Source organism: Paragemmobacter amnigenus (assembly GCF_009908265.2).
Taxonomy (GTDB): domain Bacteria; phylum Pseudomonadota; class Alphaproteobacteria; order Rhodobacterales; family Rhodobacteraceae; genus Paragemmobacter; species Paragemmobacter amnigenus.
Genome location: NZ_JAAATX020000006.1, coordinates 193,382 through 212,512 on the forward strand (window position 1 = coordinate 193,382; position 19,131 = coordinate 212,512).

General features: G+C 62.6%; 20 protein-coding genes. 14 read left to right on the forward strand and 6 right to left on the reverse strand.

The window, feature by feature from the left end:
* Nucleotides 1-28 precede the first annotated feature (28 nt).
* Nucleotides 29-1,459, reverse strand: coding sequence for a mannose-1-phosphate guanylyltransferase/mannose-6-phosphate isomerase (locus GU927_RS10235; RefSeq protein WP_161762337.1), 1,431 nt, complete (start codon nucleotides 1,457-1,459; stop codon nucleotides 29-31).
* Between the two features lie 275 nt (nucleotides 1,460-1,734).
* Here GU927_RS10235 and GU927_RS10240 point away from each other — a divergent pair, with 275 nt between their 5' ends.
* The gene (locus GU927_RS10240; RefSeq protein WP_217765586.1) at nucleotides 1,735-2,571 is read left to right on the forward strand and encodes a glycosyltransferase family 10 domain-containing protein; all 837 of its coding nucleotides are present in this window, start codon (nucleotides 1,735-1,737) and stop codon (nucleotides 2,569-2,571) included.
* Here GU927_RS10240 and GU927_RS10245 read toward each other — a convergent pair.
* The 3 genes from GU927_RS10245 to GU927_RS10255 are packed head-to-tail and all read right to left on the reverse strand — an operon-like array spanning nucleotide 2,552 to nucleotide 4,725.
* Nucleotides 2,552-2,848, reverse strand: a complete 297-nt coding sequence (locus GU927_RS10245) for a hypothetical protein (RefSeq protein ID WP_161762339.1) — start codon at nucleotides 2,846-2,848, stop codon at nucleotides 2,552-2,554. The two genes, GU927_RS10240 and GU927_RS10245, sit on opposite strands and share 20 nt — an antisense overlap.
* Before the next feature lie 12 nt (nucleotides 2,849-2,860).
* Nucleotides 2,861-3,445, reverse strand: a complete 585-nt coding sequence (locus GU927_RS10250) for a glycosyltransferase family 2 protein (RefSeq protein ID WP_161762340.1) — start codon at nucleotides 3,443-3,445, stop codon at nucleotides 2,861-2,863.
* Nucleotides 3,442-4,725: a glycosyltransferase family 2 protein gene (locus GU927_RS10255; RefSeq protein ID WP_161762341.1), complete on the reverse strand. Its 1,284-nt coding sequence runs from the start codon at nucleotides 4,723-4,725 to the stop codon at nucleotides 3,442-3,444. Before GU927_RS10255 ends, GU927_RS10250 begins: the two co-directional genes overlap by 4 nt.
* 203 nt (nucleotides 4,726-4,928) lie before the next feature.
* Between GU927_RS10255 and rfbF the strand changes: the two genes are divergently transcribed.
* The 12 genes from rfbF to GU927_RS10315 are packed head-to-tail and all read left to right on the forward strand — an operon-like array spanning nucleotide 4,929 to nucleotide 15,700.
* Nucleotides 4,929-5,696 (forward strand): glucose-1-phosphate cytidylyltransferase, encoded by a 768-nt coding sequence (gene rfbF / locus GU927_RS10260; RefSeq protein WP_161762342.1) that lies wholly within the window; start codon nucleotides 4,929-4,931, stop codon nucleotides 5,694-5,696.
* Between the two features lie 3 nt (nucleotides 5,697-5,699).
* Complete coding sequence (gene rfbG, locus GU927_RS10265; protein ID WP_161762343.1) at nucleotides 5,700-6,752, forward strand: CDP-glucose 4,6-dehydratase; 1,053 nt, start codon at nucleotides 5,700-5,702, stop codon at nucleotides 6,750-6,752.
* Nucleotides 6,749-7,309 carry a dTDP-4-dehydrorhamnose 3,5-epimerase gene (gene rfbC, locus GU927_RS10270; protein ID WP_161762344.1) on the forward strand — a complete coding sequence of 187 codons (561 nt, stop codon included), beginning with the start codon at nucleotides 6,749-6,751 and terminating at the stop codon, nucleotides 7,307-7,309. Before rfbG ends, rfbC begins: the two co-directional genes overlap by 4 nt.
* A complete protein-coding gene (locus GU927_RS10275) occupies nucleotides 7,309-8,145 on the forward strand; it encodes an NAD-dependent epimerase/dehydratase family protein (protein ID WP_161762345.1) in 837 nt (278 codons plus the stop codon). Before rfbC ends, GU927_RS10275 begins: the two co-directional genes overlap by 1 nt.
* Entirely contained in the window at nucleotides 8,135-9,193 is a 1,059-nt protein-coding gene (locus GU927_RS10280; RefSeq protein WP_161762346.1) for a class I SAM-dependent methyltransferase, read from the forward strand. Before GU927_RS10275 ends, GU927_RS10280 begins: the two co-directional genes overlap by 11 nt.
* Nucleotides 9,186-9,956: a cephalosporin hydroxylase family protein gene (locus GU927_RS10285; protein ID WP_161762347.1), complete on the forward strand. Its 771-nt coding sequence runs from the start codon at nucleotides 9,186-9,188 to the stop codon at nucleotides 9,954-9,956. The genes GU927_RS10280 and GU927_RS10285 overlap by 8 nt, the downstream gene beginning before the upstream one ends.
* A 25-nt stretch (nucleotides 9,957-9,981) precedes the next feature.
* A complete protein-coding gene (gene gmd, locus GU927_RS10290) occupies nucleotides 9,982-11,100 on the forward strand; it encodes a GDP-mannose 4,6-dehydratase (protein WP_161762348.1) in 1,119 nt (372 codons plus the stop codon).
* A 12-nt stretch (nucleotides 11,101-11,112) separates the two neighbouring features.
* A complete protein-coding gene (locus tag GU927_RS10295; RefSeq protein WP_161762349.1) occupies nucleotides 11,113-12,051 on the forward strand; it encodes a GDP-L-fucose synthase family protein in 939 nt (312 codons plus the stop codon).
* Entirely contained in the window at nucleotides 12,048-13,214 is a 1,167-nt protein-coding gene (locus GU927_RS10300) for a DegT/DnrJ/EryC1/StrS family aminotransferase (protein WP_161762350.1), read from the forward strand. Before GU927_RS10295 ends, GU927_RS10300 begins: the two co-directional genes overlap by 4 nt.
* A gap of 23 nt (nucleotides 13,215-13,237) precedes the next feature.
* Complete coding sequence (locus GU927_RS10305; protein ID WP_161762351.1) at nucleotides 13,238-13,987, forward strand: glycosyltransferase family 25 protein; 750 nt, start codon at nucleotides 13,238-13,240, stop codon at nucleotides 13,985-13,987.
* Nucleotides 13,977-14,837, forward strand: a complete 861-nt coding sequence (locus tag GU927_RS10310; protein ID WP_161762352.1) for a glycosyltransferase family 2 protein — start codon at nucleotides 13,977-13,979, stop codon at nucleotides 14,835-14,837. Before GU927_RS10305 ends, GU927_RS10310 begins: the two co-directional genes overlap by 11 nt.
* Entirely contained in the window at nucleotides 14,834-15,700 is an 867-nt protein-coding gene (locus tag GU927_RS10315) for an alpha-1,2-fucosyltransferase (RefSeq protein ID WP_161762353.1), read from the forward strand. The genes GU927_RS10310 and GU927_RS10315 overlap by 4 nt, the downstream gene beginning before the upstream one ends.
* A 4-nt stretch (nucleotides 15,701-15,704) precedes the next feature.
* Here GU927_RS10315 and GU927_RS10320 read toward each other — a convergent pair whose 3' ends face one another.
* Both GU927_RS10320 and GU927_RS10325 read right to left on the reverse strand, forming a co-directional pair.
* The gene (locus tag GU927_RS10320; RefSeq protein ID WP_161762354.1) at nucleotides 15,705-16,496 is read right to left on the reverse strand and encodes a glycosyltransferase family 25 protein; all 792 of its coding nucleotides are present in this window, start codon (nucleotides 16,494-16,496) and stop codon (nucleotides 15,705-15,707) included.
* Between the two features lie 111 nt (nucleotides 16,497-16,607).
* Nucleotides 16,608-17,267 carry a peroxiredoxin gene (locus GU927_RS10325; protein ID WP_161762355.1) on the reverse strand — a complete coding sequence of 220 codons (660 nt, stop codon included), beginning with the start codon at nucleotides 17,265-17,267 and terminating at the stop codon, nucleotides 16,608-16,610.
* Nucleotides 17,268-17,589: 322 nt separating this feature from the next.
* Between GU927_RS10325 and GU927_RS10330 the strand changes: the two genes are divergently transcribed.
* Nucleotides 17,590-19,050 carry an aldehyde dehydrogenase family protein gene (locus tag GU927_RS10330; RefSeq protein WP_161762356.1) on the forward strand — a complete coding sequence of 487 codons (1,461 nt, stop codon included), beginning with the start codon at nucleotides 17,590-17,592 and terminating at the stop codon, nucleotides 19,048-19,050.
* The last annotated feature ends 81 nt before the right edge of the window (nucleotides 19,051-19,131 follow it).

Consider the following 19,131-nt stretch of genomic DNA (forward strand, 5'->3'; position numbering starts at 1 on the left):
AATGCCGGGGTTTTCTTTTGGGTCCGGATCAGCCCTTGGCGCCCTGACCGCGGGAATAGATATCCTCGTAACGGATGATGTCATCCTCACCCAGATAACTGCCTGTCTGGACCTCGATCAGGACCATCGGCACCTTGCCGGGGTTTTCCATCCGGTGCTTCGCGCCAAGCGGAATATAGATCGACTCGTTCTCGCCGATCAGACGGACCGAGTCATCGACCGTGACCCGTGCGGTGCCGTTCACGACGATCCAGTGCTCGGACCGGTGCAGGTGCGACTGAAGCGACAGCGCAGCGCCGGGCTTGACGACGATGCGTTTGACTTGGAACCGATCAGACAGGGCAAGTGTTTCGAACCAGCCCCACGGACGATGATCACGCGGAAAGCACTCGGCCTGTTTCGCGCCCTTGGCCTTAAGCAAATCCACGGCTTTCTTGACATCCTGCGCGCGGGACCTGTGGGCAACCAGAACGGCATCGGCGGTGGCGACAGCCAGAATGTCCGACAGGCCGATCCCGACAAGTTCCACGCCCGAATCCTCGGCACGAAGCAGGGTGCCATGGCAGTCGATGGCCGTGGCATTGCCGCCCAGCGCGTTGCCCTGCCCGTCAGGGCGCATTTCGGCCGAGACCGCGTCCCAGCCGCCCAGATCGGACCACCCCGCGCCGAAGGGCACAGCGACGAGGTTGTCCGCGCGTTCCATCACCGCGTAGTCGATGGAGAGGGACTCGACCGCCGACCATGCCGCGGGATCAAGGCGAATAAAACCGAGATCGACGCGCGCCGCATCGACGGCAGCCGTGACGGGGGCCAGAAAGTCGGGCGCATGTCGGGCAAATGCGTCAAGCATGGTGCGGGCCGAGCAAAGGAAGATACCAGCATTCCAGAGGAAGTTTCCGGCAGCGAGCATGGTTTCAGCCAGATCGCGGGGCGGCTTCTCGACAAAGCGCTTGAGGGCAATGGTCGTGCCTTCCGTCGCTGGGCCGACAAGTTCAAGCCAGCCATACCCCGTCTCGGCGCGGGTCGGACGGATGCCGAAGGTGACGATCATTCCCTCCTCTGCCGCTGCCACACCGGTCTGAACGGCAGAACGGAAGGCTTGCGCGTCAGGGATCACATGATCCGACGGGGCGACCAGCATCAGCGCATCAGGATCGGTCCTGGCCAAGTGGATCGCTGCAGCAAGGATGGCAGGGGCGGTATTGCGCGCATCGGGTTCGATCAGGACCGGACCGGGGTCTATACCCGCATCCTGCAACTGCTCGGTCACGATGAACCGGTAATCCGATCCGGTGATAACGAGAGGCCGCGCAAAACCGTCACCAGACAGACGCAGGGCCGAAGACTGGAACAGACTTTCCTCCGAAAGGAGCCGGACAAACTGCTTCGGGAAGCTCTTGCGGGAAAGGGGCCAGAGCCGGGTGCCGGACCCGCCACAGAGAAGAACGGGGTGAAGCATACATGATCCTTTAAACAGTCAGGTGGCGCATACTGCCCGCCAAACAGGAGCTTCGAGGCTACGGCATTGCTAAGAAGCCCAGGATTAAAGCAAGTGCAATGAAAAGATAACCATTGCATGCGCGGAGCGCGAGAGGTTGTTCCCAAACATGACCAAGGATCAAACTTGCGGAAGAACCGGCTGGCAGGCATCACTGCGGCTAATCTCATGAAGTTTGGCGGACCATGCAAACTCCTTCAGCGACCTCTAGTGCTCTAGCAGTCATTCCTTACGAGATGCGGCGGCATGCGATTGAAACCCTTTCACTCGATGCACTGCACTGGCCACTTGGCCGTCCTGATCGATTGCTCGAGGCGACAGTGTCTGAGATGGGGCCGCAGGACCACATAGTCACCTATCCGACCACCGCACTATATCTACGACGCCACAGGGGGCTGCGGGCCCACCTGTCTATCGTAATCGTAGAACCTGACGCCATACACGCCAAGCACGTTTGGCTTGCAGCGATCTTCTTTTGGCGCTTCCACCGCATCCTTACCCGCAACACTCTACTGTTACGCTGGATACCGAATGCCAGACTCTTCGTTTTCGGTGGTACCCAGATTGCGAATCCGTCGACCACGCGAACGGACAAGACCCGACACCTGTCGGTCATCGCCTCGGCAAAACGTGATCTCGAAGGCCATCGCCTACGGCACACGATCATTGCCGCGCTTCGCGAACGCTGTATAGCGGCGGATATCCTTGGTCGCGGCTATGCCCCGTTTGGCCAAAAGGAAGACGGCCTCGCCCCCTATCAATATTCTATCATTATAGAAAACGTCCGCGAAAAATCCTACTTCACCGAGAAGCTGGTAGATGCCCTGCTCTGCCGCACGATCCCCATCTACTGGGGTGCTCCAGACATTGACTGCTACTTCGACCCTGCCGGCATGATCATTGTCACGTCGGCGGACGAAATATTGACCGCTGCGGCCAACCTACCCGAAATTCCGTCCCCAGACATGAAGCGAGCAGCAGAGCGAAACCGCGAAATCGCGCTGCGGTATGCAGATCTAGACCAGCGTATTGCTGCGGCCGTCCTTGCTCCTCTCAAGGCAACGGCCCCCTGATCCAGCGACCCAGAATGCGATTCCAACGATGTGTGGTATGTGCTTCGGACGTTTTCCAGCACAGAAGGAAATACGCAAGCCGACCCTTCAGGCCATGAACGGGCAACATGTCCCGCTTGCCCCAGAGCGCACGGAAGTAGTCCACACGCGCGCGCAGCATCTGACCCGCTGTCTTGGGTCCATAGACCTTCTTGGACCGAGGATTGGGCACAACATAGATTTCGCTGCCTTCGACGGGGACGATCTCTCTACGCAGCAGAAACATCAGCACGATCATTCTGTCCCCGCCCTATGCGTCAGGGAACAGTCGGAATGCCTCGTCGATACGTTCCTGCGCGACATCGCTGCGATAAAGCCCATAGAACCATGACGGCGGAAAGGCAATCTGCCTGAACCCGCGTCCGAACCGTCCATAAGTTGCAAGATCGAGAACGTCGCGGTTCACTGGCAGAAAACTGCCCCGAGCATGCTTGCCCGCCACCTTTGGCACGGCCAACGCCGCGTGCGGTTCCGCTTCCAGCGCCGCGACGGCATGGGTCAGGAAATCGTCGTTGATCGCATCATCGGCCGCCAGCAGCAAAAGGTATTTCGATCGCCCCGCCAGAAAACGCCGGGCCCGGGCAAAATTCTCGACCACCGGAAGCAAACGCCCTGACGGGACACAATGAAACCGCGGGTCGGTCCTGCAGAATTCCTCGACGATCTTGCGCGTATCGTCCGTGGATGCATTCTCGAACACGAAGAACTCGGCATCGGCAAAGGTCTGTCGCGCCAGGCTCTGAAGGCTTTCCAGAATGGTCGCCGCTCCGTTATGCACCGGCAATCCCACACTGACCGTGCAGCGCGCGCGCTCGGGTATTTCGGTCCAGTTCACAGGCTTTCCCCGCTGTTCACCGCTGCGGCCCGCATCTTGACCCGTGTCCAGGCCGCCCTGCGCGAACATGTACCGGATGCGACCGCGAGCCCGTCATCCGCAAGAAGGGTGTCATAGATCCGCGCCGCCACTTCGATGTCAGACCGCCCGTCCAGCAAGGCCGCAACCTTGACTTGCGACAGACGGTCGCCAAACTTTACCAGCATCGCAGCCATCTTCTGCGGACCAATACGGTGTAACCGCCGCTCCAGCCCGCCCAGAGGGGACAGCGCCCGGTCCAGTTCCGTCACACTTCCGCTCGTGACGGCATAGCCCCGCAGAAGCCGCAACATGTCGGTGCGCTCTGCGGCTGTCAGACGGCTCATGTTCCGAAGGATGTATTGGTACCAGCCACGGTAGGAAGGCCGCGGTGCGCTTGGCCCGATCACATTCCGAACCGTTTCGAGTGTCATGAAGAAAGCAGCCGGCACCCCCATTCCGACAAAACCCGCGTCCTGCACGCTATCCTTTTCCGCCTCTTTCTCGAATCGGTTTGCAGGGCTCGTGTCCGATACAACCTCCGGCCCGCCTGCCGCCGACCCGGTCACATGGCTCTGGTGTGAATTGCCCGTGCTCGCCTTGCTATAGCCGCTGACCGAGAAGGGATGGGCGACATGCAGGTGACGACCCCCGGTCAGGACAGCAAGGAATGTAAAGAAGAAATCGGGGACCTTGCTTCGAAAGAACGGCTGCCCCACGGGCGTCAGGCTATCCAGAAACGCGCGCGACACGGCGCCATGATACAGCGCGGGATAGGAGCCGGGCCAATACATGTTTCCCGCGAGGAGCATCCTGCGCCATCGTGTGGTGTGGCTCGGCGTTACAGTGCCGAAACAGCTTCGCCTCGACAATCTGGCGCGCCCCGCCCTGCCACCACCCTGCAATTCGGGCCAACCGAAGGTCGGCAGGCTCCAGCTGAGCGAATCGGGCCTTTCCCGTTCCAGCAGCTTTCGCAGCAACCCGAACTGTCGGGGCAACAATCCGTCATCGTCCCCGATGAAAACGACATAGTCGCCGCTGCTGTGGTCAAGCCCGCATTGGAAATTCTCGCGCATCGACACCCTGCGACCCGGATTTGCGACAACCACACGCGGATCCTTCAGGCCTGACAGGAACGCTCCGGTACCATCGCTGCAGGCATTGTCGCTCACGACGATTTCCAGATCGGGGTCATCGATGGCAAGCACGGTGGCAAGAGAGTGCTTCAGATAGGGCAGGCGTTCCCGCGTCGGGATGATCACACTGATCTTCACTCATAAAACCCGGACAAAGCCGGCGATGGCGCTCAGGCACCAAAACCGGACACAACTCGCACAAACAGACCAAAGTGGTTATCTGCGTATTCCCCTTCCTGCGCAACTTGCTTTATCAGGGATCGCAAAGCAGGGCGCAGAGGCCGTGCGGGATTGTCAGTGACTTATCTTACGTCAGGCAGAGCATCGAAATGAAAGCCGTCATCCTTGCAGGTGGACTAGGGACACGGATCAGCGAAGAGTCGCATCTGCGCCCGAAACCCATGATCGAGATCGGCGGCCGCCCGATCCTTTGGCACATCATGAAGATCTACGGCTCCCACGGCATAACCGACTTCGTGATCTGCTGCGGATACAAGGGCTATGTGATCAAGGAATACTTCGCCAACTACTTCCTGCACATGTCCGACGTGACCTTCGACATGGCCGAGAACCGGATGGAAGTGCACCACCGCAAGGCCGAACCCTGGCGCGTCACGCTGGTGGATACGGGCGAGTCGACGATGACCGGCGGGCGTCTGCGCCGTGTGGCGGATTATATCGACGGCACATTCTGCATGACCTATGGCGACGGTGTTGCGGATGTGGACGTCACGGCGCTCGTCGCACGCCACCGCGAGGCGGGGCTCGAGGCGACGGTAACCGCAATCCAGCCGCCGGGCCGCTATGGCGCGCTCGACATTGCCGAGGGTCGCGTGACGCGGTTTCTGGAAAAGCCGGTCGGTGACGGCCAATGGATCAACGGTGGTTTCTTCGTCTGCGAACCCTCGGTCCTGCGCCGCATTTCGGGCGATGCGACACCGTGGGAATCCGAGCCGCTGGAAAGACTTGCCGCCGACGGGCAACTTTGCGTCTACCGTCACGGCGGTTTCTGGGCGGCGATGGACACCTTGCGCGACAAGAACCAGCTCGAGGAGTTGTGGCGCGGCAACCGGGCGCCGTGGAAGGTCTGGTCCTGACCGATGGCGGGGTTCTGGTCCGGCAAGCGCGTTCTGGTCACCGGCCATACCGGCTTCAAGGGAAGCTGGCTGTCCGAGATGCTGCTGTCCCGGGGCGCGCAGGTGGCGGGCCTCGCCCTTCCGCCCGATACGCGCCCTGCCCTGTTCGACCAACTGGACCTTGCCGCACGCATGGACCATCTAGCAGGTGACATCCGCGATCCGGTCCTCGTGGCCGCAAGACTGCGCGAGGTGCAGCCCGAGGTTGTCCTGCATCTTGCCGCACAGCCGCTCGTCCGGCGGTCCTACCGCGACCCGCTGGAGACCTGGTCCACCAATGTGATGGGAACCGCCCATGTGCTCGAGGCGGTGCGCGCTCTCGACACGCCCTGCGCGGTGGTGGTCGTCACGACCGACAAGGTCTACGAGAACCGCGAATGGGAACACCCCTATCGCGAAACGGACCCGCTGGGCGGCCACGATCCCTATTCCGCGTCCAAGGCGGGAACGGAACTCGTCGCTGCAAGCTGGCGCAAGGCATTCTTCACGGCGGGCCCCGTGCGTCTGGCCACGGCCCGTGCGGGCAACGTGATCGGCGGCGGGGACTGGTCCGAGGACCGGATCCTGCCCGATCTCGCCCGCGCCTTCGCGGCGGGTCGCGCGCTGCCCGTCCGCAACCGCCACGCTGTCAGGCCATGGCAGCATGTGCTCGATCCGCTCGCCGGTTACCTGCTGCTGGCCGAACGCCTGTCCGGCCCCGACGCCGCCCGCTTCGAGGATGGCTTCAACTTCGGTCCCGAACCCGCAGACCAGCGCAGCGTCGGCGACCTGGTGCAAGAGGCGCGGCGGCATTGGGCCGGTGAATGGTCCGATGCAACCGATCCCGCCGCCCCGCACGAGGCGGGCCGCCTTGCCCTGTCCATCGAACGCGCGCGCCTGATGCTCGGCTGGCAGCCGCGCTGGGACTTTGCCCGCGCCGTCGCGGAAACCGTGGGCTGGTATCGCGACGTCGCGACCGGCGCGGATCCGGCCGCGCGTGTGCGGGACCAGATTGCCGGTTTCGGGGAAGCAGAATGAAATTCACCGAACTGCCCCTTTCGGGGGCTTATCTGATCGACATCGAACCCCGCGGCGATGAACGGGGGCTTTTTGCCCGCGTCTTCTGCACCGAGGAATTCGGGCGACACGGCCTCGCCACCCGCTGGGCGCAGTGCAACACGTCATTCAGCGCCAGATGCGGCACGGTGCGCGGCATGCATTTCCAGCGCCCACCACATGCCGAAGTGAAACTCGTCCGCTGCACTGCGGGCGCGATCTTCGATGCCATCGTGGATATGCGCGCGGGATCGCCAACTTACGGGCAATGGACCGGTGTAAACCTGGATGCGGAAAACCGCAGAATGCTGTATGTCCCCGAGGGCTTTGCGCACGGGTTCCAGACCCTCGTTGATGGCACGGAAATCCACTACATGGTCTCTGCCCCGTACAGTCCGCAAGCCGAAGGGGGACTGCGGCACGATGACCCCGCCATCGGAATCCGTTGGCCATTTCCCGTCACCGTCGTCTCGGAACGTGACCTGGATCATCCGGACTTTGCACTCCAAGCGCCCCTCACGATCGAAGGTCGGCTGTAATGCGCATCCTTCTTACCGGAGCGACAGGCTTTGTCGGCCGACAGGTTGCGCGGCATCTGGTGGACCTTGGCCAATCGCCGGTCTGCCTTGTCCGCCCGGGAAAAGAGGCGCCGGACGGTCTGCAGACGATCGCCTGCGACGACCTCTTCGCGCTGGATGCAGCCGCATGGCGGCTGCTGCTCGACGGCTTCGATACCATTATCCATACCGCATGGTACACCGAACCCGGCAAGTATCTGCAATCGCCCCGCAACCTGTCGTGCCTTGCAGGCACCCTGAGAATGGCCGAGGCGGCCATGGATGCGGGTGTGCGCCGCATCGTCGGGATCGGCACCTGCTTCGAATACGACCTGTCGCGGGGCTATCTGGCGACGACCTCGCCGCTCGGACCCGAAACCCCCTATGCCATGGCCAAGGCAGCATGCTGGCAGACCCTTCAATCGGTCCTGCCGACTGCCGGCCTATCCTTTGCCTGGTGCCGGCTCTTCTATCTTCACGGCGAGGGCGAGCATGCCAACCGACTCGTGCCATATCTGCATTCCGCGCTGTCCGAAGGCAGGACGGCAGAACTCACATCCGGCCGCCAGATCCGGGACTTCCTCGACGTGTCGGAGGCCGGGCGTCGTATCGCCGCCGTCGCGCTGTCCGACATGACGGGGGCGATCAACATCTGCTCGGGTCGCGGCCAGACCGTCGCCGAACTTGCCACGGCGGTTGCAGAACGGTATGGCCGCACGGACCTTCTCCGTTTCGGAGCCCGCCCAGACAATCTCACCGATCCCCCCTGCGTGATCGGCGAGCCCACTCCGATCAAAGAGGCCACGAGTGAGCGTTGAACGCGAGTTGTATCGCCAGACAGCCTTTCCGCTGTTCCAGAACCGGCTTTACGAAAGCCGTGACGCCGCGCGCAACTGCCCGAAAGCCGACATTCGACTGGTCGAGGACCTTTCGACCGGTCTCGTCCGGAACGCCGCCTTCGATGCGGCGATCATGGATTACGACAGCTTCTACAACAACGAACAAAGCCTGAGCGCCGCCTTCCAAGACCATCTCGCCCGTGTGGCGGGCCTGATCGAAACCACGATGGGCAACCAGCGGCTGGTCGAGGTCGGCTGCGGCAAGGGAACCTTCCTCGAACTGATGCTGGCGCGGGGGGCCGATCTTGTCGGATACGATCCGACCTATGAAGGTTCCAACCCCCGCGTCCGGCGCGAGTATTTTTCCGAAGACCTCGGTATCCGCGGCGACGGGCTGATCCTGCGCCACGTGCTCGAACATATCGAGGATCCGGTATCCTTCCTGTTCCGCCTTGCCGCCGCCAACGGGAATCGCGGTCTGATCTATATCGAGGTGCCCTGCTTCGACTGGATATGCCGCAAGCGTGCATGGTTCGACATCTTCTACGAACATGTGAACTATTTCCGGCTTGGCGACTTCCGGCGGATTTTCGGCCGCCTGCTTCATGCCGGCCACGGCTTCGGTGGCCAGTATCTCCAGATCGTGGGGGATCTTTCCACGCTGCGCAGGCCCGAACGCGACCTTGCCGACGCGGCGGATTTTCCGACCGATTTCATCCAGCACCTGGCGCAGGAGGCCGGCGCCGAAACCGGCCCCTGCATCGTCTGGGGCGGCGGTTCCAAGGGCGTCATCTTCTCTCTCCTGCGCGAACGCGCCGGGCACCCCGTCGATCGGGTGATCGACATCAATCCCGCGAAACAGGGCAAATTCCTGCCTGCCACGGGGCTCGAGGTGCTGTCGCCTGCTGCCGGACTTGCCGGATTGGCGTATGGCACCGTCATAAATGTCATGAATCCGAACTACTTGGCGGAAATTCAGTCGCTGGTCGGTCCGGAATTCGTTTGCAAGGGAATGAGTGATGACTGAATTCGAACGCGAAGTCGAAACCCGCCTTGCGGGAGCCGCGCAGAATGCCGACCTGCGGACCGCCGCATCCGGTTTCATGGAGCGCTCCATCGAGGCAAGATATTCCTACAACTGGTTCTGGATGGGACGCCCCATCATCCAATACCCGCAGGACATCTGTGCCCTGCAGGAGCTGGTCTGGAAGGTCCGCCCCGATGTGATCGTCGAGACCGGCATCGCACATGGCGGTTCGCTGGTGCTTTCCGCCTCGCTTCTCGCCATGCTCGACCTCTGCGACGCGACCGAGGCGGGCACCACGCTTGACCCCGCAAGGCCGAAGCGCCGTGTGGTCGGTGTCGACATCGACATCCGGGAACATAACCGCGCCGCAATCGAGGCGCACCCGATGTCAAAGCGGATCACGATGATCCAGGGATCGTCGGTCGACCCCGACATCGTCGCCCGCGTGCGGCAGGAGATCGGGGACGCGGGAACCGTGCTCGTCTGCCTCGATAGCAACCACACCCACGATCACGTGCTGCGGGAACTCGAAGCCTATGCGCCGATGGTTACCGTCGGAAGTTATTGCGTCGTGTTCGACACCGTGATCGAGAACCTTCCGTCCGCGATGTATAGCGACCGTCCGTGGGACGTCGGAGACAACGCCATGACCGGCATGCGCGAATTTCTGTCGCGCAATCCCGGCTTCGAGATCGACCACGCAATGGATGCCAAACTCCAGATTTCGGTTGCGCCGAACGGGTATCTGCGCCGCACGCGTTGAGCGGGCGTTACACAAGGGAACGGCCATGAAACGCGCACTCATCACCGGCATCACCGGACAGGACGGCTCCTATCTTGCCGAACTCCTGCTCGAAAAGGGCTACGAGGTGCATGGCATCAAGCGCCGTGCCTCGCTGTTCAACACGGCGCGGATCGACCACATCTTCCAGGACCCGCACAATCCCGACCCGCGGCTGAAGCTGCATTACGGCGACCTGAGCGACACCTCGAACCTCACCCGCATCCTGCGCGAGGTGGAGCCGGACGAGGTCTACAACCTCGGCGCGCAGTCCCATGTCGCGGTCAGCTTCGAAGCGCCGGAATACACTGCGGATGTGGATGCCATCGGCACGCTGCGCCTGCTCGAGGCGATCCGCTTTCTGGGCTTGGAGAAGAAGGCGCGCTTCTATCAGGCCTCTACGTCAGAACTTTACGGCCTCGTGCAGGAAACCCCCCAGCGCGAGACGACGCCCTTCCATCCCCGCAGCCCCTATGCGGTGGCGAAGATGTACGCCTATTGGATCACGGTGAACTACCGCGAGGCCTACGGGATGTATGCCTGCAACGGCATCCTCTTCAACCACGAGAGCCCGCGGCGGGGCGAGACCTTCGTGACCCGCAAGATCACCCGCGGCCTGTGCAACATCGCGCAAGGGCTGGAAGAGTGCCTTTACATGGGCAACATCGATGCGTTGCGCGACTGGGGCCACGCCAAGGATTACGTGCGGATGCAGTGGATGATGCTGCAGCAGGACGCGCCGGACGATTTCGTGATCGCCACGGGCGTGCAGTATTCCGTGCGCGAATTCATCCAGTGGACCGCTGCCGAACTGGGCATAAGGCTGCGCTTCGAAGGCGAGGGCGTGAACGAGGTCGCGGTGGTGGATGCCGTCACCTCGAACAGCGCGCCCGCCGTGAAACCGGGGCAGGTGGTCTTGCGGATCGACCCGCGCTATTTCCGGCCGGCCGAGGTCGAGACGCTGCTGGGCGATCCGACCAAGGCGCGCGAAAAGCTGGGCTGGACGCCGCAGATCACAGCACAGGAAATGTGCCGCGAGATGGTGGAACATGACCTGCGTGCGGCCCAGCGTGCCGCTCTGCTGAAACGGCACGGCTACAGCGAACCCGTGGCACTCGAAGGCTGAGGGGGCGCGCGCATGGCTGGGGAAAAGGGCCGCCTACTCATCACCGGCGGCAGCGGCATGGTCGGGCGCAACCTGCGCGAACATCCCGCAATCGCAGGCTGGCAGGTGCTGGCCCCTTCCAGCGCGGAACTCGACCTGACAGATGCCGCCGCGGTCCGCCGCTGGCTGGCCGACCATCGACCCGATGCCGTCATCCACGCGGCGGGGCTGGTGGGCGGGATACAGGCGAACATGGCGCGGCCAGTCGACTTTCTTGTCATCAACGCCGCAATCGGCCAGTCGGTCATTCTGGGCGCGCGGGAAGCGGGCATCACCCGCTTTATCAACCTCGCCTCGACCTGCATGTATCCGCGCGGGATGGACACACCTCTGTCCGAGGACATGGTGCTGACGGGCGAGCTGGAACCCACCAACGAAGGCTATGCCATCGCCAAGATCCTTGCCACGCGGCTGTGCCAGTATATCCGCCGCGAAGATGCCTCGCTGCACTACAAGACGCTGATCCCGTGCAATCTTTACGGTCGCCATGACAAGTTCGACCCGGCACATTCGCACCTCGTGCCCGCCGTGATCCACAAGGTGCATCAGGCAAAGCAGGCCGGGTCAGATAGCGTAGAAATCTGGGGGGATGGCACCGCGCGGCGCGAGTTTCTCTATGCCGGCGATCTGGCGGACGCGACGCTGCGGGCACTGGACAGGATCGACACCTTGCCAGACCTGATGAATGTCGGCCTCGGCCATGACCACAGCATCAACGACTATTACGCCGCCGCCGCCGAGGTTGTGGGCTGGACAGGGCGCTTCGTGCATGATCTTTCCCGACCCGTCGGGATGAAGCGCAAGCTGTCCGATGTCTCGTGCCTGTCTGCATGGGGCTGGCAGGCACCGACCTCATTGCGGGACGGCCTGCGCCGCACCTATGACTTCTACCTTGAAAGGGTCGCCGCATGACCTTCCGCTATCCGCTCGCCACCTCGTCCTGGGATCAGGCGGAATATGACGCGATCCAGCGCGTCATCACATCCGACCGCTATTCCATGGGGGCCGAGGTCGCGGCCTTCGAGGCGCAGTTCGCACGGCAGTTCGGGTCTGCCCATGCGATCATGGTCAATTCCGGCTCCTCCGCGAACTTGCTGATGACGGCGGCGCTGTTCTACACCTCGAACCCCGCCCTGCGCCTGCAACGGGGGGACGAGATCATCGTTCCCGCCGTGTCATGGAGCACGACCTACGCCCCCCTCGGCCAGTACGGCCTGCGGATGAAGTTCGTCGATATCGACCTGCACACGCTGAACTACGACCTCGACGCGCTGGCCGAAGCGGTGACAGACCGCACCCGCGCCATCATGGTGGTCAACCTTCTGGGCAACCCCAACGATTTCGACCGCATCCGCGCCATCATCGGTGACCGTCCGATCGTGATGATCGAGGACAATTGCGAATCGATGGGTGCCACCTTCAACGGTCGCCAGTGTGGCACCCAAGGGGTGATGGGCAGCTATTCGGCCTTCTTCTCGCATCACATCTCGACCATGGAAGGCGGCATCGTCACCACCGATGACGAAGAGCTTTACCACGTCATGCTGTCCCTGCGGGCGCATGGCTGGACCCGCAATCTGCCCAAGTTCAACCGCCTGACGGGCGAGAAGTCGGACGATCCCTTCGAGGAAAGCTTCCGCTTCGTACTGCCGGGTTACAACCTGAGGCCATTGGAGATGTCCGGCGCCATCGGGCAGGAGCAGTTGAGGAAACTTCCCGCCCTCATCGCAGGCCGCCGCGCAAATGGCGCGCTGTTCCAGGACAGGATGCAGAACCATCCCAAGTTCATCATCCAGCAGGAAACCGGCGAAAGCAGCTGGTTCGGCTTCTCCCTCGTGCTGCGCCCCGGCGCGGGGCACGACCGGCGCGAGGTGGTGCGCGACCTCACCGCCCGCGGCTTCGAATGTCGCCCCATCGTGGCGGGCAACTTCGCCAAGAATCCGGTGATGCAGCACTTCGACCACGACATCCACGGCAGCCTGAAGAACGCCGGATACATCGACGTGAACGGCCTGTTCGTGGGCAACCACCACTACCCCATTCCCGACGCGATCGAGGAACTGGCGCGGGTCTGACCCGCGCCCGCAGGGCGGCACCGATGCAGGTTCAGGGCTTCATCATCCACCTCGACCGCGCCACCGCCCGCCGTCCCCAGGCGCAGCGTCTGGCTGCGATCAGCCCATGTCCAACCGAAATCCTGCCCGCCATAGACGGCCGCGCGATGGACCCCGTCGCACTGGAGGCGGCCTATTCCGCAACACCGCTCCTTGCCCCGCCCTATCCCTTCCGCATAGGCGCGGGCGAGATCGCCTGCTTCCTCAGCCACCGCAAGGTCTGGACGGAGATCATGGCGCGCAACCTCGACGCCGCGCTGGTGCTCGAGGACGATGTCGATCTCGGACCCGAATTCCCGGCGGCCTTCGCGCTGTCCTGCCGCCACATCGACTCGCTCGGCTATATCCAGTTCCAGACCCGTCCCCTGCCCGCAGGCCGGACACTTGCCTCGGAAGGCTCCGTTTCCCTGATCCGTCCGGCCGTCCTGCCGCTCCGCACATCAGCCCAGCTCGTCAGCCGCGCCGCAGCCGAACGCCTGCTCGCCCTGACGGAACGTTTCGACCGCCCGATCGACACCTTCCTGCAGATGACCTGGCACTCGGGCATCCCCTTCGCCTGCGCCAGCCCCTCCGGCGTCTCCGACCTGACAGAGGCGCTTGGCGGCACCGTGGCACAAGTGAAGGCACAACGTGCCGCTATAACGGAATTGAAACGATCTCTCGAGCGAGCAGCCTACCGCAGTAGGATACGCGCTCTTGCCGCTCTATCGAAATGGAATAAGAATGAAAAATGAACCGCTTCTGACGATCGGTTTGCCAGTTTATAATGGCGAGCAATTCCTGCGCGAAGCGCTAGATAGTGTTTTGTCCCAGAGTTTCAGTGAGTTCGTGCTAATTATTTCTGACAATTGCTCGACTGACAATACGCTAGAGATCTTACAAGCATATGCCGCGATGGACAATAGGATCCGGCTCAAACAGCAGGCCGCGAATATTGGCGCAGTTGAGAATTTTCGTTTTGTTTTTGACAACTGTGAAACCGAATACTTCTGCTGGGCCGCCGCTGACGATCTCCTAGATAAGTATTGGATTGAGAAACTTTTGCAGGTTGCTCAACAAGAGCCGTGCCTGGCCTTCGGTACAATTCAGACGATTGACTCGGCGGGGAAGTATTTAAACCACCCCGCCAATCATCGCTCTTTCAATTTTGTTGGTGCAGTTCCGTTTCGTCGGATAAAGTATTTTATATCACCCGGTCTTCTTGGAAAAGCCAACCCTATCTATGGCATATTCCGAAAAGCTGATTTAAAAGACGAATTCTGGACTTCTTTTAAATCAACCAGCTTTGGAATGGACGTGGCTGCGCTTTACAGGCTATTGGAGTCTATGCCGATACGTTCAAGAACAGATACTTGCCTTTACAAGAGACGACACCAGGGAAACGAGGCGGTTAATCCTACCCAAATACGTCGCAAACCCTTTTTCCGGAAAACAATGTTTCTCGTTTTCCTTAGTCAAAGTACTTGGCTGGAACGTTTGCTACTCGTTCTTGCCTACCCCATTGCTGCGTTTGGAGTGTTCTATGCTAAGTTTGCATATCTCATAATGCGAGCGATCGAAAGAAGTACCAGGAACCGGACATGATCCACGTGCGCCTTGCAGGCGGTCTGGGCAACCAGCTTTTCCAGTATGCCGCCGGTCGGGCGCTCGCCCTGCGCCGCGGAACCGGCCTGCTTCTCGACACGCGCGAACTTGGCCGTGGCGGTCCCGCACATTCCGTCTACGGGCTGCACCACTTCGCCATCGAGGCACGCATCGCGCGCGACGCCGATCTGCCGCCAGACCGGTCGCGCCCTCTGGCCCATCTCCTCTGGCGGCGGTTCGGGCGCAACCCCCGCTTCCTCCGTGAACGCGGTCTCGGCCTGAACAGCGCCGTCCTTGACGCACCGGACGGCACCTATCTGCACGGCTATTTCCAGTCCGAAGCCTATTTCTCCGACGCGCTGCCTGCCTTGCGCCACGAGCTCTCGATCGTCACCGCTCCTTCCGCCGAAAATGCCGGCTGGCTTGCCCGCATCGCTGCCGACGGGGATGCCGTCTCGCTTCATATGCGGCGGGGCGACTACGTGTCGGACGCAAAAGGCGCAACCACCCACGGCACCTGTGACGCCGCCCATTACCGCCGGGCCATCGCCGCTCTGACCGAGCGCACCGGCCGCACCCCGTCGCTCTATGTCTTTTCGGACGATCCCGATTGGGTGCGCACAAATCTGGACCTTGGCCTGCCGATGCATGTGCCCGGCCACAACGGCCCCGATGTCCCGCACGAGGATCTTCGCCTGATGTCGGCATGCCGCCACCACATCATCGCCAATTCGACCTTTTCATGGTGGGCAGCATGGCTTGACCCGCGCCCCGACGCGATCACGATCGCGCCACGCCGCTGGTTCGCGAACCCGTCCCTGTCGAATCCCGACATCCTGCCCGCCCGCTGGATCGCGGTGTGACGGATCACCGGATCGTTTCGCCCCGCTCGAATTCCCCGCGCCGGATCTCCAGCATCCGGCTCACCCCGAACAGTTGCCCCGCGACCCATGATGGCAGCGCATCCAGCGTCAGCCGCAGCCGGCGCATCTTGCCGCGCAATGTTGCCGCGCCCTTGAACATGCGCTCGGTCGACGCGACGGGCAAACGCTCGAGCTTGGGGTAATCCGCGAAATAATCCATCTGCACACCGATGGCCGGTTCGATCTGCCGGAACCGCGCCCATGGCCGCGTCCAGAAATAGGCATCCGCCATGGCGTAGATCTGCTCTTCCTCCGCCATCCGCGCCGCCGCCTGCGGACCGATCCAATAGGCTCCCAGCCCGTTCTTGTTCTGGTGGATGCGTACCGCTCGCCCGATCCCCTCGACCGACCACTCCGCCGACTTCGCCAGCAGATGCCGCCGCAGCACATATTCCAGATCATAGATCACGTCATCGCCCGCCGGATGCGCCGCCAGATGGTCCAGCACCGCCTTGGTCCGCGACGACAGCACCACGTCATCCTCGATGATCGCGCAGGCCTCGCCACCTGCCGCCACCGCCTCCCAGGCGCGACGATGGGACAGGAAACAGGCGATATCCTTGCGCCAGACCCCCCGAGTCCAGCTATCCGCGGCCTTCTGGCAGAAACTGTCCGGCACATCCTCGAGCGATACGGCATCGATGAAAACCGCCTCGAGGCCCAGCCGCGCAAGCTGCTCCTCCTGAAAGCGGCGCCGCCCCACATGGAAGGCGGGATTGATCACAATGACTTTCATGGAACCACAAGCGGCAAGGTCTACGGCTCGACTATACCCAAGCCCCGCTTATTGCCAGAGCAGATCGCGCAAAGTGGCAAAGCCACCCCTTCGCGCGATCACGACTGTGCATCACTTTCCGCCCACCTTCGCAAACCGCAAATACGGCAACCTGACATCCAGCTCCCCGAACCGCTCGCGCGCCTGCTCGTCCGTCAGCGCCAGCGCCACGATCATGTCCTGACCGGGCACCCAGTTGGCCGGCGCGGCCAGCGGCACGCCATCGGTCGCCCGCACCGCATCCAGCGCGCGCAGGATCTCGGCGAAGTTCCGGCCGACCGACATCGGATAGGTCATCGTCAGCCGCACCTTCTTGTCCGGCCCGATGATATAGACCGTCCGCACCGTCGCCGTATGCGCGGGCGTGCGGCCCTCCGACGGGGTGTAGTAATCTGCGGGCAGCATGTCATAGGCCTTGGCCACGGTCAGCGACGAGTCGTCGATGATCGGGAACTCGGCCGGAGCACCCCCGAACGCCTCGATATCCCGCTTCCACTTCTGGTGATCGCCCACCGAATCGACCGACACCCCCAGAACCTTCGTGTTCCGCTTGGCCCATTCGCCCGCCAGCTGCGCCACCGCGCCGAATTCCGTGGTGCAGACCGGGGTGAAGTCGCGCGGGTGGGAAAAGATGATCCCGTAGCTGTCGCCCAGCCAGTCATGGAACCGGATGGTCCCCGCAGTGGACTCGGCAGTGAAATCGGGAGCGATGTCGTTGATGCGAACGGCCATGGCCAGTCTCCTGTCAAACATTCGCATTACAGATACGCCAATCGGAACAGGGTTTCATCCCCCTTGCGGATTTCACCGCCAAATTAGAAGGATGATCCGGCCCACCCCATCCGGCGAAGACGTTTTTCCCCCTGTCCCGTCCCGCCCGCAGCACAGCGCACCGTGCCGCAAAAGTTTTCGGAAACTTTTGCAAATTCCTGCGAAGGAATTTGTCCTGCGCCCCTTGCGCCAACCTCCGCCCATCCGCGACAGGAAATGTCGCTGCGCCACTTGCCCCCGCCCCCTTGCCCTGCCACCTTCCCGTTAACCTCTGGAGGCTCCCATGCTCATCAAGCGCGATTTCTACATCGACGGCCGCTGGACGGCCCCCCTTGCCCCGAATGACTGCGCGGTGATCGACCCCTCGACCGAGGATGCCTGCGCCATCATCTCGCTTGGCTCGGCCGCCGACACCGATGCCGCCGTCGCCGCCGCCAAGCGCGCCTTCCCCGCTTGGGCCGCCACGCCCCCCGCCGAACGCAAGGCCTATGTCGAAGCCATCCTCGCCCAGTACGAAAAGCGGGCCGAGGAAATGGCGCAGGCCATCTCCCTCGAAATGGGCGCACCCATCGACATGTCGCGCGACAGCCAGGCGCCCTGCCTGCCCTGGCACCTCAAGAACTTCCTGACCGCCTTCGACCATATCGAATGGGTCCGCCCCCTCGGCCCCCACGCACCGAATGACCGGATCGCGCTGGAACCCATCGGCGTCGTGGGCCTGATCACGCCGTGGAACTGGCCGATGAACCAGGTGACGCTGAAGGTGATCCCCGCGCTCCTCGCAGGCTGCACCTGCGTCCTGAAACCGTCCGAGGAATCGCCGCTCTCCTCGCTCCTCTTCGCCGAATTCGTCCATGACGCGGGCGTGCCTGCGGGCGTCTTCAACCTTGTGAACGGCGACGGCGCGGGGGTCGGGTCGCGCCTATCCACCCATCCGGATGTGGAAATGATCTCCTTCACCGGCTCCACCCGCGCGGGCAAGGCGATCAGCAAGGCCGCCGCCGAAACCCTTAAACGCGTCACGCTGGAACTGGGGGGCAAGGGCGCCAACCTGATCTTCGCCGATGCCGACGACCGCGCCGTGGAACGGGGCGTGAAGCACTGCTTCAACAATTCCGGCCAAAGCTGCAACGCCCCCACGCGGATGCTGGTGGAACGCCCCGCCTATGACCGCGCCGTGGAAATCGCCAAGCAGGTGGCCGAGTCCACCAAGGTCGCCTCTGCCCACGAACCCGGCCGCCACATCGGCCCCGTGGTGAACAAGCGGCAATGGGACCAGATACAGGGCTACATCCAGAAAGGGATCGAGGAAGGCGCGCGCCTCGTCGCAGGCGGCCTCGGCCTGCCCGAGGGGATGAACAAGGGCTACTTCGTCCGCCCCACCGTCTTTGCCGACGTCAAACCCGGCATGACGATCGAGCGCAAGGAAATCTTCGGCCCCGTCCTGTCGATCATCCCCTTCGACACCGAAGCCGAAGCCGTGCAGATCGCCAACGACACCCCCTACGGCCTGACCAACTATGTCCAGTCGCAGGACGGCACGCGCCGCAACCGCCTTGCCCGCCAGCTCCGCGCGGGCATGGTGGAAATGAACGGCAAATCCCGCGGCGCGGGCTCGCCCTTCGGCGGGGTCAAGGCGTCGGGCCGCGCGCGCGAGGGCGGCATCTGGGGGATCGAGGAATTCCTCGAGGTCAAGGCCATCTCCGGCTGGGACCCCGACGCCGAAGGCATCGCGGCGGAATGATCCGGTCCTGAACGGCTGACTTCATCTCGGCCCCAAATATCCCCCCCCTCAACCACAGCGCTGGCGCCCGTGGTGACGCGA

Excerpts from the sequence above, each read along its gene's own strand:
- GU927_RS10235 (WP_161762337.1), bottom strand. The coding sequence starts at position 1,459 with ATGCTTCACCCCGTTCTTCTCTGTGGCGGGTCCGGCACCCGGCTCTGG.
- GU927_RS10240 (WP_217765586.1), top strand. The coding sequence starts at position 1,735 with ATGCGGCGGCATGCGATTGAAACCCTTTCACTCGATGCACTGCACTGG.
- GU927_RS10245 (WP_161762339.1), bottom strand. The coding sequence starts at position 2,848 with ATGATCGTGCTGATGTTTCTGCTGCGTAGAGAGATCGTCCCCGTCGAA.
- rfbF (WP_161762342.1), top strand. The coding sequence starts at position 4,929 with ATGAAAGCCGTCATCCTTGCAGGTGGACTAGGGACACGGATCAGCGAA.
- rfbG (WP_161762343.1), top strand. The coding sequence starts at position 5,700 with ATGGCGGGGTTCTGGTCCGGCAAGCGCGTTCTGGTCACCGGCCATACC.
- rfbC (WP_161762344.1), top strand. The coding sequence starts at position 6,749 with ATGAAATTCACCGAACTGCCCCTTTCGGGGGCTTATCTGATCGACATC.
- GU927_RS10275 (WP_161762345.1), top strand. The coding sequence starts at position 7,309 with ATGCGCATCCTTCTTACCGGAGCGACAGGCTTTGTCGGCCGACAGGTT.
- GU927_RS10285 (WP_161762347.1), top strand. The coding sequence starts at position 9,186 with ATGACTGAATTCGAACGCGAAGTCGAAACCCGCCTTGCGGGAGCCGCG.
- gmd (WP_161762348.1), top strand. The coding sequence starts at position 9,982 with ATGAAACGCGCACTCATCACCGGCATCACCGGACAGGACGGCTCCTAT.
- GU927_RS10295 (WP_161762349.1), top strand. The coding sequence starts at position 11,113 with ATGGCTGGGGAAAAGGGCCGCCTACTCATCACCGGCGGCAGCGGCATG.
- GU927_RS10300 (WP_161762350.1), top strand. The coding sequence starts at position 12,048 with ATGACCTTCCGCTATCCGCTCGCCACCTCGTCCTGGGATCAGGCGGAA.
- GU927_RS10305 (WP_161762351.1), top strand. The coding sequence starts at position 13,238 with ATGCAGGTTCAGGGCTTCATCATCCACCTCGACCGCGCCACCGCCCGC.
- GU927_RS10310 (WP_161762352.1), top strand. The coding sequence starts at position 13,977 with ATGAAAAATGAACCGCTTCTGACGATCGGTTTGCCAGTTTATAATGGC.
- GU927_RS10315 (WP_161762353.1), top strand. The coding sequence starts at position 14,834 with ATGATCCACGTGCGCCTTGCAGGCGGTCTGGGCAACCAGCTTTTCCAG.
- GU927_RS10320 (WP_161762354.1), bottom strand. The coding sequence starts at position 16,496 with ATGAAAGTCATTGTGATCAATCCCGCCTTCCATGTGGGGCGGCGCCGC.
- GU927_RS10325 (WP_161762355.1), bottom strand. The coding sequence starts at position 17,267 with ATGGCCGTTCGCATCAACGACATCGCTCCCGATTTCACTGCCGAGTCC.
- GU927_RS10330 (WP_161762356.1), top strand. The coding sequence starts at position 17,590 with ATGCTCATCAAGCGCGATTTCTACATCGACGGCCGCTGGACGGCCCCC.